A 13,315-nucleotide genomic window follows, 5' to 3' on the forward strand; every position below is an offset into this window, starting at 1 on the left:
TTCACTGCCGTACGGCGCGGACGGCGCTCGCGGTGATCAGTGGTGGCCGGGGCCGCTCGTGATCTCCTGGTGCTCCGCGGCAGTCGGCTTGGCGACCTGCCCGTACGGGCCGAAGTACGCCTTGCTGAGCCTGGCACGCAGCCTCTCGGAGCCCTTGAGCCCCCGCTCGACCCCGTTCTCGTCGACCGCCGGACCGATCTCGGCCGGCTGGTACTGCTCGTGCGCGGTGAGCGTGTGCAACTGCTCCTGGCTGAGCGGGGCGTGGACCTCGATGAACTCGCCGTGCGGGAGGCGCTTGATGATGCCGGTCTCGCGGCCGTGCAGCACCTTGTCGCGGTCACGGCGCTGGAGGCCGAGGCAGATGCGCCTGGTGACGACGAAGGCGATGACCGGGCCGGCGAAAAAGAAGATCCGGGCGAACCAGGTGATCGCGTTGAGGGAGAGGTGGAAGTGGGTGGCGATGATGTCGTTGCCGCCGGCGATCATCGCGACGAAGTAGGCGGTCAGCCAGGCGACACCGAAGGCGGTGCGGGTGGGGACGTTGCGCGGGCGGTCCAGGATGTGGTGCTCGCGCTTGTCGCCGGTGACCCAGGACTCGATGAACGGGTAGACCGCGAGGGCGGCCATGCCCACGGGGAAGGCGGCGAGCGGCACGAACACACCCAGGGCGAGCGTGTGGCCCCACAGGTTGATCTCCCAGCCGGGCATCAGCCGCAGCAGCCCCTCGGCGAAGCCCATGTACCAGTCGGGCTGAGAGCCCGCGGCCACCTGGTCGGCCCGGTAGGGGCCGAAGGCCCAGATCGGATTGATCGTGGCGACCGCCGCGATGACCGCGATGACCCCGAGGACCAGGAAGAAGAAGCCTCCGGCCTTGGCCATGTAGACCGGCATCAGCGGCATGCCGACGACGTTCCTGTTGGTCTTGCCGGGACCCGCGAACTGCGTGTGCTTGTGGTAGAAGACCAGGATCAGGTGCGCCACCACGAGCCCGAGCATGAGGCCCGGCAGCAGCAGGACGTGGACCGAGTACAACCTCGGGATCAGGTCGTGTCCCGGGAACTCTCCGCCGAAGACGAAGAACGACAGACACGTGCCGACGATGGGCACGGACAGGATCGCGCCCTCCATGAAGTGCAGACCGGTGCCGGAGAGCAGGTCGTCGGGAAGCGAGTAGCCGGTGAACCCGGTGAACATGCCCAGGAAGAGCAGCAGGAAGCCGAAGACCCAGTTGACCTCACGCGGCTTGCGGAACGCGCCGGTGAAGAACACCCGCATCATGTGCACGATCATGCCCGCGATGAAGACCAGTGCGGCCCAGTGGTGGATCTGCCGGATCAGCAGACCACCGCGGACCTCGAAGCTGATGTCCAGGGTGGACTTGTACGCCTCGCTCATCAGCTGGCCCTGGAGGGGGACGTAAGTGCCGTGGTACTCCACCTCGTTCATCGACGGATGGAAGAACAACGTCAGATACACCCCGGTGAGGATCACGATGAGGAAGCTGTAGAGGCAGATCTCGCCCAGCATGAACGACCAGTGGTCGGGAAAGATCTTGCGCATGTTGGACTTGGCCAGGGAGTAGATCCCCAGCCGGCCGTCGGCCCAGTCGGCGAGCCGCTCGCCGGCCGGCGCCTTGCCGCGCGCGGGTGTTTCGGTCGTGGGCTCGGTGGTGGACTCGGTGGTGCTCAAGCGCGCTCCCGGAAAGCAGGACCGACGGGCTCTTCGAAGTCGCCGAGCGCTTCGAGGTAGCCCTCGTCGTTCACGCCGATGCGCAGCTGCGGCAGAGCGTGAGGGACGGGGCCGAAGGTCGCCCGGGCACCGTCGGAGGGGTCGAAAGTGAACTGGTGGCAGGGGCAGGGCACATGGTGCGTCTGCTCGGTGTACTGCGTTGTCGGGCACCCGGAGTGGGTGCAGGTCTTCGAGAAGGCGACGATGCCCTCCTGTGACCGGTCGAGTGCGTGCCGGTCCCTGATGTCGTCCGGCCGGAGCCGCGCGAGGATCAGGACGGCGTCGTCGGTCTCGGGCCGGACGTGCTCACCGCGGCCCGGCCCGGCTTCGCGCCTGGCGGGGACGATCGAGCCGACGGCGATGTCCGACGGACGCAGCGGCTGGTTCGTCGTCGGGTCGATGAGCCGCGTGCCCGTGGAGCGCGGGGAGCGGCCGGCCGTCTCCAGCCGGTGCATCTGGATGCGGGCCCAGCGGTGGGCGCTCGCGCCGAGACAGCTCAGAGCCACGCTCAGGGTCATGCCCAGCGAGAAGTTCAGCGCCTCGATACGCCCGAGGGGGAAGACGAGGATCGACGCGTCGGCGGGGATCGCCGCGTACGAGGCGACGAAGCCGGCCATGGCCAGCGCCGCCATGGCGAGCAGCAGCGCGATCACGTGCCCGGAACGCCCGGCGGCCCGCGCGTCCTTGGGCGGGGTGCGATGATCGCGGGACGGATTCCCGCGCCCCGCACTCGGGTTGTGCCACACCGGCACGGTCACGAAGGCATGGACGTATGTCTCCTCCCTCCCCGCACGCACGATCTCTCTTGGAATGTCTTGACTGTGCATAACTTGTCCGCCTTCACGGTCCGAGCGGCGACCCGAAGGTCCAGCAGACGTAGCCACCGTCACCTAGGAGGTCTAGATAACTCTAGAGCCTCTAGGTTGATGTCATAAAGGCGGGTGTTCCATTGAGCAAACAGGCGACGGGCCGACGCGACCGGATGCGCGAGGCCACCCTGCGAGAGATCCACCAGACCGCCCGCACACTCCTGGTCGACAAGGGATCGGCGGCGGTCACGATCAACGCGGTGGCGCGGGAGATGGGCATGAGCGGGCCCTCGCTCTACCACTACTACGCGAGCCGGGACGCCCTCGTGGAGGCGGTGACCGCGGGGTTCTTCGAGGAACTGGCCGAGGCCATGGAACGCGACCGGGACAAGCACCCGGACGCCCCGCTCACGGAGCGGTTCCTGGCCGTCTGCCGCGCGATGCGCTCCTGGGCCGTGGCCCATCCCGCGGAGTTCGAGTGGATCTTCGCGAGCCCCCTGAACAGCGCACAGCACCAGCCCGACTCCCCCCATTACCAGGCCGGCCTGCGCTTCGCGTACGTCTTCCTCGACATGATCGTCGAGGCGTGGAACACCCGGCCGTTCCCGGTGCCGGACCTCGACGAGCTGCCCGCCTCCCTGCGCGAGCAGCTGCGCGCCTACTCCCGCCTGATCGACGAGCGCCTGCCCCCGGAAGCGCTACATGTGTACGTGACCGGCTGGACCAGGCTCTACGGACTGCTGTGCCTGGAAGTCCTCCGCCAGATGGAGTTCGTCCTGACCGACATGGAGCCGCTCTTCGAGCAGTACCTCGGTGAACTGGGCGTGGCCCTCGGCCTGCACCCGGAGCCCTGACCGCTCCCTGCCGGGTCAGCTGTGAGCAACACCCCCGCAGAAGAAAAGTCGGATATGGACTGAATGTACGTATGGGTGGGGGGGCGTCGGATACCCGTGCGGAATGATGCGGACACTGAAGCGGCTTGGAAGGCACGGCTCATCCCCCGATGCCGGACCGCAGGCAGAGGACGGGCGGGCCGCGGCGGCCGGGCCGGGCGACGAGGTGGAGGAGCGAGCGCCGGACAGGCCGACGGACCTGCCCAGGCGCTCCTGGGCGGCGGTGCTGAAAGGCACCCTCAAGGAGTTCAAGAAGGACGAGCTGGCGGACCGGGCCGCAGCGCTGACGTACTACAGCATTCTGGCGCTGTTCCCCGCGCTGCTGGCGTTGGTGTCGCTGCTGGGCATCGTCGGCCAGTCGGCCACGCGAGCGGTGCTGGACAACATCCAGAAGCTCGCCCCCGGCCCCGCACAGGACATCCTGCGCAACGCCGTGCGGCAGATGCAGGGCAACAGCGGGCTCGGCTCGCTGATGGCGATCGTGGGCCTGATGCTGGCGGTGTGGTCGGCATCCGGTTACGTCGCCGCGTTCATCCGGAGCGCCAACGCGGTCTACGACGTCCCCGAGGGCCGTCCGGTGTGGAAAGTGCTGCCGGTGCGGGTCGGCGTGACCGTGGCGCTGATGGTCATCGCCGTGGTCAGCGCGCTGATCGTCGTATTCACCGGCGGTCTGGCCAGGGAGGCGGGCACCGCGCTCGGGGTCGGTGACACGGGCCTGACGGCGTGGTCGATCGCCAAGTGGCCGGTGCTGGTCGTGCTGGTCACGGTCATGATCGCGATCCTGTACTGGGCGACTCCGAACGCCCGCGTCCGAGGCTTCCGCTGGATCACCCCCGGCAGCTTCCTCGCGCTGGTGATCTGGATGATCGCCTCCGCCGGGTTCGCGCTGTACGTGGCGAACTTCGCCTCGTACAACAAGACCTACGGGACGCTGGCGGGCGTCATCGTCTTCCTCGTGTGGCTGTGGATCACCAACCTGGCGATCCTGCTCGGCCTGGAGTTCGACGCGGAGCTGGCCCGCCAGCGCGCCGTCGCCGGCGGCCACCCGGCCGACGACGAGCCGTACGTCCAGCCGCGCGACACCCGGAAATGGGACGAAGACGACCGCCGACGCTTTGGGTCCTGAGTTCCGTCATGGACGTGATGGGGACTGTGCATGGACGTGATGGGGACTGTGCATGGACGCGATGGGGACTGTGCATGGACGTGATGGGGACTGTGCGCGAGGCGGATCGCCGACTTGCCCGGACGGCGGTCGCATGGGGCCCGCCATGGCTGCGGCGGGCCTCGCCCGCACTGGAGGAGGCGGCCGTACACACCAAGGTGTGGTGGGCCGCCGCCGGAGTGATGGCCGCATCCGGCGGGTGGCGTGGCCGTGCGGCCGCGGTCGCCGGTGTGGCGGCCATGGCGACGGCCGAGGTGCTGTCCAACGCGATCGCCAAGCAGCTCTGCCGGCGCCGCCGCCCGCCGAGCGAGTGGGTGTCGCCGAAGGAGCTCCGGGACCGCCCGGACAGCTCCTTCTTCCCCTCCGGTCACACCGCTGCGGCCGTCGCCTTCACCGGTGCTGTCGCACCCCTGTGGCCGGCCGCCGGAGCCGCCTGTGGCGTCGCCGCGACGCTGGTGGCCGCGCAGCGGCTGCACAGTGGGGCGCACTACCCGTCCGACGTGACCGCCGGTATCGCCATCGGGCTCGCCGGAGCGGGCCTCGTACGGGCCGCGCCGCGACTCCTTCGGCGACGAATGCTTTGAACTTCGAGAGGAGGACGCGCCATGACGACTCCTGACCCTGGCCCTGACCCTGAACCGAGGCGAACTCCAGGACTCGAACCGGGCGGACCCGGCGGACCGGGCGGTGGGGTGTCACCCGGTGAGACTCCACCCGCCGAAGGGGGCACCTACGGAATCTCCCATCCGGAGCCGCCGGCGCCCGGCAAACGATGGGTCGCGATGCCGCTCGTCCTGATTCTGGTGGTGGCGGCGCTGATAGCGATCGGGCTGATCGCCATGGCCGTGATCCTGATCGCGTAGCGCTTCGATCGCCTAGTGCTTCGATCACGTAGCGCTTCAATCACGTAGCGCCTCGATCACGTAGCGCCTCGATCACGTAGCGTTTCCGTCCCGCCGCACGCTCGCGCACGTTCAGGGACGCCGCCACGCGTCGTCGGGGAGATGGCTGCCGGCCTGGGGTCCCATCCGCAGCATCCCGCCGTCCACCACCCAGGAGGCCCCCGTGACATAGGACGCGTCCTGTCCCGCGAGGAAGGCGATCACGGCCGCGACTTCCCGGGCATCACCCGGGCGGCCCAGCGGCACGCCGGGCCGCCGCTCGGTGGTGACGTCGGTGTCCTCCTGGCCGGTCATCGGTGTGGCGATCTCACCGGGAGCGACGGAGTTGACGGTGATCCCGTGTTCGGCCAACTCCAGAGCCATGACCTGCGTGAGCAGACCCAGCCCGCCCTTGGCCGCGCAGTACGGCGCCGCGCCCACGCGCGGCTGATGCTCATGGACGCTCGTCACGTTGATGATCCGACCGCCGTCGCCCTGGGCGATCATCCGGTGGGCGGCGCGCTGAGCGCACAGGAAGGGCCCCACCAGATCGACATCCACGACGTGGCGCACGGTGGCGAGCTCCAGGTCGAGGAAGGGCGTCATGGTGCCGGTCCCCGAGTTGTTGACCAGCACGTCGATCCGGCCGAGCCGCTCGGCCAGCTCGTCGATGACCCCGGCGGCTTCGGGGAGCCGGGTGAGGTCCAGTTGTTCGACCTCGGCACGACGTCCTTTCTCGCGCACCTCGTTCGCCGTCCGCCGCGCCCCCTCGTGATCGCGATGCCAGGTGACGCCGATGTCCATGCCGGCTTCGGCCAGCCGGACCGCGGTGGCGCGGCCGATCCCGGAGTCGGATCCGGTGATCAGAGCTACGGGGACGGAATGAGGGGCCGGGGCGGCGTGAGGAGCGGCCGGGGCGGCGTCAGGGGCCCGGGCGGCGTGCTGCGGTTCCATTTGCGGCTCCAAGCGCGTGGGACTCGGTCGACCGGGTGGGCCGGGTCATGCCGTGTTCCGGCCCACCCCGGACGGCGGGTAGCGGCCGAGCAAGCGAAGCTCGCCAGGGGAGGCAGGTGTCAGAAGGCCGAACCGGGATTCTCGGGCCGGATGCGTCCGCGCCAGGCGCCGGTCTCTCCCCCGCGCTGTTCGATGTACTCCTTGAAGCGGTGCAGATCTCCCTTGATCCGTCGGTCGATCATGCCGAGCGCGTCCGCTCCCTTCTCGGCCATGCCGGAGGGCTCGACGTCCATCGTGAGCTCCACCCGGGTGTGGGTGTCGTCCAGCTGCTGGAACCTGACCGATCCCCGTTGCCGGGTCTCGCCGGCGACGGCGCGCCAGGTGATCCGGTCGTCCGGCAACTGGTCGACGATCTCGGTGTCGAACTCGCGCCGCACCCCGCCGATCTTGGTGGTCCAGTGGTTGTGCCTGTCGTCGAGCTGCCGCACCTCCTCGACGCCCTCCATGAACTTCGGGAACTCCTCGAACTGCGTCCACTGGTTGTAGGCGGTGTGGACGGGAACCTCGACGTCCACCGCTTCCTTCACAGTGCTCATCGTTTCCTCCTCGCTGACGGTCGTTTCACGCGGGGCGTGACAGCCACCGCGCGTCGGCACGACGCCGGGTACCCGGGTCCGGGCACATGAAGACCCGTAAACCGGGACGTATCCAGCCCCACGGCAACGGTTCCGGATCCGGATCCGGATACGCCACACCCGGCACGCCGTGCGCGCCACAGCCCCACCCCGATGGCGTGGCCGCTGCCATGGTGGGAACGCGGTGCGTGCAAGCACGGCGCGGCAGGCGCAGGCAGGGGCCGGGCGGCGGGGGCCCGCGCCCGCGTACGAGGGTGTCAGTCGTCCTTTCCGCGACCGGTCAGCGCGTCGCGCATCCGGTCGACGAGGCCCATGCCGGGGGCGAGGAGCTTGTTCGCCGGAGGGGTGTCCGGGGCCGCCGGATGGGGCCGGGTCGGCGCCGTCTTCTTGGCCATGCGGACCTTCTCGCCGAGGCTGTTCAGGACGTCCCCCGAGCAGGACTCGCGCAGCCGGGGGAAAAGGTTGTTCTCCTCGTCCCCGATGTGCGACCTGATCTGGGTCATCAGCTGGGTGACCAGCCGGTCGAACTCGGGGTCGTCGGCCTTGCACCGCTCCAGTTCCTTCATGGTGCGCTCGGCCTCGGCGTGGTCGTCGAGTTCCTGGTCGGCGATCGCGTCACCGCCCGGGATGTGCTCGCGGACCGCCGGGTAGAGGTACGCCTCCTCGGCGACCGAGTGACGTACCAGCTCGATGGTGGCCTTGTCCGCGTACAGCTTGCGCTGGGGGTCACCGGAGGTCAGTGCCTCGATCTCGCCGAACATCTCCTCCACTTCTTCGTGGTCGGTGGTCAGTTCCGCGATGACGTCTCCGCCGTGTCCCATGTCCCTGGCTCCTTTCCTCCCGCACTCGGCCGTCCCTCGCGGCACGGCCCCTTGTGGGGGTCAGTGAAACGCTCCCGAACCCGTATCCGAGGCATTGACGCGGCACGGGAGCGGCCGGGCGGTCGGGGGTGAGGGCCGCCGCCCCGCTCCGTGGCCTGCGGCGATTCCCTGACCGATGAGTCCCGGCCGGCATTCTCGAGCGCTGCCCCAAGTACCCACGGACGGCCCACCCGCCCGGGTCGGTATCGGCGCCGGCGTCGGCGTCGGCGTCGGCGTCGGCGCCGGCGCCGCAGGAACACGCTCCACCTGGTGGATGGGGAACTGGAAAAGGGTGTTCCGCATAGCCGCCGGGGTACTCAGGAGTCGTTCGGGTTCCGGCGTCCGACGCGTCGGGGCACGTCGGGGCGCGTTGGCTCGTCGGAACTGAGCGGTCGTACCTTCTTGGCGTGGCCGGACAGGCGGGCCGGCTCCGCGACCGACCACATGCAGACCATGTGCAGACCATGTGCAGACCGCGAAGGAGCATCGCGATGAATCACCGAACGCGCTCCGGGGTCCTTCAGCCCGCGCCCGGCGGGGGCGCGGAGAGCGACGTGAACATGACCCTGCTCGGCATCTACCTCAACGACCACCTGGCCGGCGCCACCGCGGGCACCGACCGTGCTCGTTACCTGGCCCGTTCCTGCCGCGGCACGGCGTTCGCCCCGGCACTGGACGCGATCGCCACCGAGATCGCTCAGGATCGGCGGAGCCTGACCGATCTGATGAAGCGGCTGGGCATCCCTGCTCGCCGCTACAAGATCAGCGCGGGTTGGACGGCTGAGAAACTGGGGCGGCTGAAGGCGAACGGCAGGCTGATCCACCGGTCCCCGCTCAGCACCCTGATCGAATTGGAGATGCTCCGGCTGGGTGTGACGGGCAAGGTCGCGGGCTGGCAGACCCTCCGGGGGCTCTGCGGCACCGACGGGCGTCTCGATCCGCGACTGCTCGACGACCTCCTCGAACGCGCCCGCGGCCAGCTTCAGACTCTGGAGGAACTTCACCAGCAGCAGGTCGAAGCCGCTTTCCGGACATCCGTCCGAGCGGGCTCGGGAGCGCCATGAGCAGTGAACGGACACCGTCCCGGGGAGCAGACCAACCGGACACCGTCAAGATCACACCCGGCGCCCAGTGATCGCGAACACGCTCGAGCCGGATCGGACATTCGGACATGGAGGAGGGGAAGGAGTGACGACTTGATGAGCACGCAGGACGAGCTCCCCGTCTTGCGGACCCTCGATGACCTGGCAGCCCTGGTGCGGCGCACCCCCGATCTCTATGTGCGCTGGTCACACGGCCCCGAGGCCGATCAGGACCGGGCGGAGAAGAGCAGGGACGGCCTCACCGGTGTCCGCCTGCCGGGCCTGTCCGCCAATCCGCTCGACCTGGAGCCCTGGTGGGAAGGCCGCCCGGTCGAGTTGTGGGTGGCTCGCCGCCTGTACGACTACTCACACCTTCCGCGTGACAAGGGCCCGGGAATTCGTCCGTGGATCCTGCGCGGCCGGGTCGAGGCGCGTGGACCGGACAACGAACCCCTCATCCGCGACCCGGAGCCCATCAGTTGGATCGACGAGGCGGTCATCGAAGAGGCTCAAGCCACCGTCGCCCGCCAGGAGGGTCAATGGGGGCCCATGGAACGCGACGCCACGGACTGACCCCGCCGACCTCGGGTGCCGCGGCCGGGCACGAGATCCGCCGAGTACCCACGCGCCGCCGATCCATGACCGACCGCTACAGGGACCGTGCCCCCCGGCCAGCCCACCGGGCGTATCGCCGCCTGGCCGAGATGATCAGGCCGTACGTCCTGGAGGGCCTCGACGCGGCGACGGCGCTCGCCTCGGGCCAGGGATGTTCCGTCCGCTGCCCCGACAGCACGCCGCCGCCCTCTCCCCGCCCACTCGCCGACGCGTCGGGCCACCGTCCCACGTCAGGGAGACGAGGCCCGTACGCGGTGTCATGGCCGATTCCCCACCGCCCCGGTGGGCCCGGCCGACGGAGGCGGAAGCGGAAAGTCGATTCGGTCGTTTTCAGTCCATCAGAAGGGATAGTCGTGCTCTATGGTGCACATCGGATACACGATGATGACCGAGCAGGCCGGCCCGCGGGACCTGGTGGACCATCTCGTCCGCGCCGAGGCGGCCGGTTTCGACTTCTCGGTCACCTCTGACCACTACTTCCCGTGGCTGCGCTCCCAGGGGCACTCCCCCTACGCGTGGAGCGTGCTCGGCGCCGCGGCCCAGGCCACGTCGCGCATCCCGCTCATGACGTACGTGACCTGCCCGACCGTCCGCTACCACCCTGCGGTGGTGGCCCAGAAGGCGGCCACCGTCCAGTTGCTGTCCGAGGGCAGGTTCCGGCTCGGGCTCGGGGCCGGCGAGAACCTCAACGAGCACGTGGTGGGCGGCGGCTGGCGTCCGGTGGACGTACGGCACGAGATGCTCGAAGAGGCGGTGCGGATCATCCAGGCCCTGTTCGAGGGCGGCCATGTGACGCATCGCGGCCCGCACTTCCAGGTGGACTCGGCCCGGCTGTGGGATCTCCCGGACGTGCCGCCGCCGATCGGCATCGCCGTCTCCGGTGCCCGGTCCTGCGGACTCGCCGGGCGGCTCGCGGACCTGGTCATCGCCACCGAGCCCAAGAAGGCCCTGCTGGACACCTTCGACGACCACGGCGGCCGCGGCAAGCCCAGGGTGGGTCAGCTGCCGGTCAGCCACGACCCCGACAGGAAGACCGCGGTCCATCGCGCTCACGCGCAGTTCCGCTGGTCCGGGCTCGGCTGGAAGGTCAACTCCGAGCTTCCCCACCCGGACTCCTTCGAGGAGGCCACTCGGTTCGTGACGCCTGACGACGTGGCCGCGTCCATACCGTGCGGCGACGACCCGGACGACTTCGTGGAAGCGGTACGGCCCTACGCCGAGGCCGGATTCACCGAGATCGCCCTCGTACAGATCGGCGGCGAGTCACAGCCGCGATTCCTCGACTGGTCGGAGAAGACACTGCTACCTGCACTCCGCGAGGCGTTCGCCTGAGTGCGCGATCCCGACGCGCTCCAACAGTGCCTTCTCGGTGCCGCGCCGCGTGGTCAGCACCAGCCTCCGCCGAGGTGGGAGAACGCCTTCCAGGCGGCTCGGGTCTTGGATCCGGCGAGGTCGTATCGCGCGCGGGGTGCCCGCGAGGGCAGGGAGCAGGTGCTGTCCCAGATCGAGGGCCTCGGTCATCTGCCTCCGGCGCCAGTCGGTGGCATCGCGCTTCGCGTACTCGGCGCAGGACGGCGAGGACCGGTGGGTCGGTTCGGGCGCACATCTTGGCGTCGGCCGCGCGTAGTTCGCGCGGTACGCGCGGGCCGGGGTGGCCAACTGGTCCCCGACCGCTCACCGAGAACGATCAAGGGGCCGTTTCGGATTGCTCCGAAACGGCCCCTGATCTACGACTCCTTCGAGTCGGGACGACAGGATTTGAACCTGCGACCCCTTGACCCCCAGTCAAGTGCGCTACCAAGCTGCGCCACGTCCCGGTGCGCTGTCCGCGGTGAACCGCGTGATCGCGCAGTGAGAACTTTACCGTACGTCGGCGGCTGCGCCGCAGTCGGTGAGGGAGGGGGACAATCGGGGCATGAGTGGGACATCGGATGGTGGGACGGGGCAGGGGCGGGACCGGGACGTGGAGGGGCGGGCGCGGAGTGCGCGGCCTCGGGACGGGCTGGGGAGGCCGCTGCCGTACGGAGTGCCGGGGGTGGAGCGGCAGCCTGAGGGGGTCGTGCGGGCGCCCGAGGACTCTGTCGTCGAGGCGCAGGCGCTGTTGGACGCGGGGAAGCCGTTCCATGCGCACGAGGTCTTCGAGGACGCCTGGAAGTCCGGGCCGGAGGAGGAGCGCGCCCTGTGGCGGGGGCTGGCCCAGCTCGCGGTGGGCCTCACGCACGCGGCACGCGGCAATGCCAAGGGCGGGGCGCGGTTGCTGCGGCGCGGGGCCGGGGCCGTCGAGGAGTGGGGGGCCGGGAGCGGGCGGGGGCGTCCGTACGGGGTCGATCTGGCGGCGGTGGGGGGCTGGGCGCGGGAGCTGGCCGGCGTTGTGGAGCGGGAAGGGCTCGCGGTGGACGCGGGGGCTTGGGCACCGCGGTTGCGTGGGGGTGACGGTGGGCGTGGGGTGACCGACGGCCGTGCCCGTGAAGGGGAGCGGTGACGGTTCGGCGCGGGCGTCCGTAGGCGTTCCGGGCGTTGCCGATTCGCTGCGCCCGATTCCGACCTCGCCCCTCGCCCTCCCCTCCCCTCCCCTCCCCTCCCCTCCCCTTTCCCGGACGCGCCGCATGCGTTGTCAGTGGTGTGCGGCAGACTCGGGGCGTGCGAAAGATTCAGGTCATCGGTATCGGGGCGGGTGATCCCGAGCAGCTGACGCTGCAGGCGGTCAGGGCGTTGAGGGGCACGGATGTGTTCTTCATTCTGGACAAGGGTGAGGTGAAGTCGGACCTGGTCCAGCTGCGGCGGGACATATTGGACGCGCATGTGGAGCAGGGGACCTACCGGCTGGTGGAGGCCCGGGATCCGGAGCGGGACCGTGACGCCGGGGGCTCGGCGTACTCGCCGGCCGTCGGGGACTGGCGCAGTGCACGGGCGGACATCTACGCGCGGTTGATCGCCGGGGAGTTGGGCGAGGACGAGAGCGGGGCCTTCCTGGTGTGGGGGGATCCCGCGTTGTACGACAGCACGATCGGGATTCTGGAGGAGATCCTGGAGCGGGGGGCGGTGCGGTTCACATATGACGTCGTGCCCGGGATCAGCAGTGTCTCGGCGCTGGTCGCGCGGCATCGGACGGGGCTCAACCGGGTGGCCCGGCCGGTGCAGATCACCACGGGGCGGCGGCTCGCCGAGGGGTTTCCCGAGGGGGTGGACGACGTGGTCGTGATGCTGGACGCGCAGCAGACGTTCCGAAAGTACGCCGATCAGGACATCGACATCTACTGGGGCGCGTACATAGGTACGCCGGACGAGATCCTCGCCTCCGGTCCGATCGCCGAGGCCGCGCCCCGTATCGAGCGGCTGCGCGCCGAGGCCCGGGAACGCAAGGGCTGGATCATGGACACGTATCTGTTGCGCAGGCATCCCGGGGAGTAAGCGGTCCTGGGCGCCTCCACATGCAGGGACGGCCGCCCGGTGTGATCGTGCTCGGCGCGATGACGTACCTGCCGAGCTATATGCAGTACGTCGACGGCGACTCGGCACGACACCATCGCCAAGCGCCTCCTGACGGAGGATCTCAGCAATAGGCTGCCCACGCGGACACCGGAGTTGGCCTCCTCAGGGGCGTCCGGAGCGGACGGCACGACAAGCGCCTCCGGCTGAGCCGCGCCTCGCGTCACCGGCGGCCGAGGCCGAGCCCCAGGTCCGGGTCTAGGT

The 13,315-nt window shown here is 69.7% G+C and carries 14 protein-coding genes and 1 tRNA gene; 9 read left to right on the forward strand and 6 right to left on the reverse strand.

All coding sequences use genetic code 11. From position 1 onward, the window contains the following. Positions 1-36: 36 nt before the first annotated feature. Together qcrB and I8N67_RS35800 are read right to left on the reverse strand one after the other, a co-directional pair. Positions 37-1,689: a cytochrome bc1 complex cytochrome b subunit gene (qcrB, locus tag I8N67_RS35795; protein WP_200308459.1), complete on the reverse strand. Its 1,653-nt coding sequence runs from the start codon at positions 1,687-1,689 to the stop codon at positions 37-39. Further along, on the reverse strand, positions 1,686-2,555 hold the full coding sequence (locus I8N67_RS35800) for a Rieske (2Fe-2S) protein (protein ID WP_200308460.1): 870 nt from the start codon (positions 2,553-2,555) through the stop codon (positions 1,686-1,688). Before I8N67_RS35800 ends, qcrB begins: the two co-directional genes overlap by 4 nt. 122 nt (positions 2,556-2,677) lie before the next feature. On the opposite strand from I8N67_RS35800, the gene I8N67_RS35805 reads away from it, so the two are divergent. From I8N67_RS35805 to I8N67_RS35820, 4 genes are all read left to right on the forward strand, one after another. Then, entirely contained in the window at positions 2,678-3,391 is a 714-nt protein-coding gene (locus I8N67_RS35805) for a TetR/AcrR family transcriptional regulator (protein WP_200308461.1), read from the forward strand. A gap of 103 nt (positions 3,392-3,494) precedes the next feature. Beyond that, a complete protein-coding gene (locus I8N67_RS35810; protein WP_200308462.1) occupies positions 3,495-4,556 on the forward strand; it encodes a YihY/virulence factor BrkB family protein in 1,062 nt (353 codons plus the stop codon). A 74-nt stretch (positions 4,557-4,630) separates the two neighbouring features. Further along, positions 4,631-5,179: a phosphatase PAP2 family protein gene (locus I8N67_RS35815; protein WP_200308463.1), complete on the forward strand. Its 549-nt coding sequence runs from the start codon at positions 4,631-4,633 to the stop codon at positions 5,177-5,179. 21 nt (positions 5,180-5,200) lie between these two features. After that, positions 5,201-5,458 (forward strand): DUF6480 family protein, encoded by a 258-nt coding sequence (locus tag I8N67_RS35820; RefSeq protein ID WP_200308464.1) that lies wholly within the window; start codon positions 5,201-5,203, stop codon positions 5,456-5,458. A 111-nt stretch (positions 5,459-5,569) separates the two neighbouring features. On the opposite strand, the gene I8N67_RS35825 is transcribed toward I8N67_RS35820, so the two are convergent. The 3 genes from I8N67_RS35825 to I8N67_RS35835 all read right to left on the reverse strand — a co-directional run bounded on the left by I8N67_RS35825 (position 5,570) and on the right by I8N67_RS35835 (position 7,886). Beyond that, a complete protein-coding gene (locus I8N67_RS35825; RefSeq protein ID WP_200308465.1) occupies positions 5,570-6,430 on the reverse strand; it encodes an SDR family oxidoreductase in 861 nt (286 codons plus the stop codon). A 119-nt stretch (positions 6,431-6,549) separates the two neighbouring features. Further along, positions 6,550-7,026 (reverse strand): SRPBCC family protein, encoded by a 477-nt coding sequence (locus I8N67_RS35830; RefSeq protein ID WP_200308466.1) that lies wholly within the window; start codon positions 7,024-7,026, stop codon positions 6,550-6,552. A gap of 296 nt (positions 7,027-7,322) precedes the next feature. Beyond that, the gene (locus I8N67_RS35835) at positions 7,323-7,886 is read right to left on the reverse strand and encodes a hemerythrin domain-containing protein (protein ID WP_200308467.1); all 564 of its coding nucleotides are present in this window, start codon (positions 7,884-7,886) and stop codon (positions 7,323-7,325) included. A 530-nt stretch (positions 7,887-8,416) separates the two neighbouring features. Between I8N67_RS35835 and I8N67_RS35840 the strand changes: the two genes are divergently transcribed. The 3 genes from I8N67_RS35840 to I8N67_RS35850 all read left to right on the forward strand — a co-directional run bounded on the left by I8N67_RS35840 (position 8,417) and on the right by I8N67_RS35850 (position 10,954). Further along, positions 8,417-8,989: a hypothetical protein gene (locus I8N67_RS35840; RefSeq protein WP_200308468.1), complete on the forward strand. Its 573-nt coding sequence runs from the start codon at positions 8,417-8,419 to the stop codon at positions 8,987-8,989. A gap of 135 nt (positions 8,990-9,124) precedes the next feature. Then, a complete protein-coding gene (locus tag I8N67_RS35845; RefSeq protein WP_200308469.1) occupies positions 9,125-9,580 on the forward strand; it encodes a DUF6098 family protein in 456 nt (151 codons plus the stop codon). Positions 9,581-9,982: 402 nt separating this feature from the next. Beyond that, positions 9,983-10,954: an LLM class F420-dependent oxidoreductase gene (locus tag I8N67_RS35850; RefSeq protein ID WP_200308470.1), complete on the forward strand. Its 972-nt coding sequence runs from the start codon at positions 9,983-9,985 to the stop codon at positions 10,952-10,954. Between the two features lie 411 nt (positions 10,955-11,365). On the opposite strand, the gene I8N67_RS35855 is transcribed toward I8N67_RS35850, so the two are convergent. Beyond that, positions 11,366-11,439, reverse strand: a tRNA-Pro gene (locus I8N67_RS35855). 98 nt (positions 11,440-11,537) lie between these two features. On the opposite strand from I8N67_RS35855, the gene I8N67_RS35860 reads away from it, so the two are divergent. Further along, on the forward strand, positions 11,538-12,104 hold the full coding sequence (locus I8N67_RS35860; protein WP_200308471.1) for a DUF309 domain-containing protein: 567 nt from the start codon (positions 11,538-11,540) through the stop codon (positions 12,102-12,104). Between the two features lie 158 nt (positions 12,105-12,262). Continuing rightward, positions 12,263-13,033 carry a precorrin-6A synthase (deacetylating) gene (gene cobF, locus I8N67_RS35865; RefSeq protein ID WP_200308472.1) on the forward strand — a complete coding sequence of 257 codons (771 nt, stop codon included), beginning with the start codon at positions 12,263-12,265 and terminating at the stop codon, positions 13,031-13,033. The last annotated feature ends 282 nt before the right edge of the window (positions 13,034-13,315 follow it).

This window comes from Streptomyces adelaidensis, from assembly GCF_016598475.1.
In the GTDB taxonomy this organism is placed as follows: Bacteria; Actinomycetota; Actinomycetes; order Streptomycetales; family Streptomycetaceae; genus Streptomyces; species Streptomyces adelaidensis.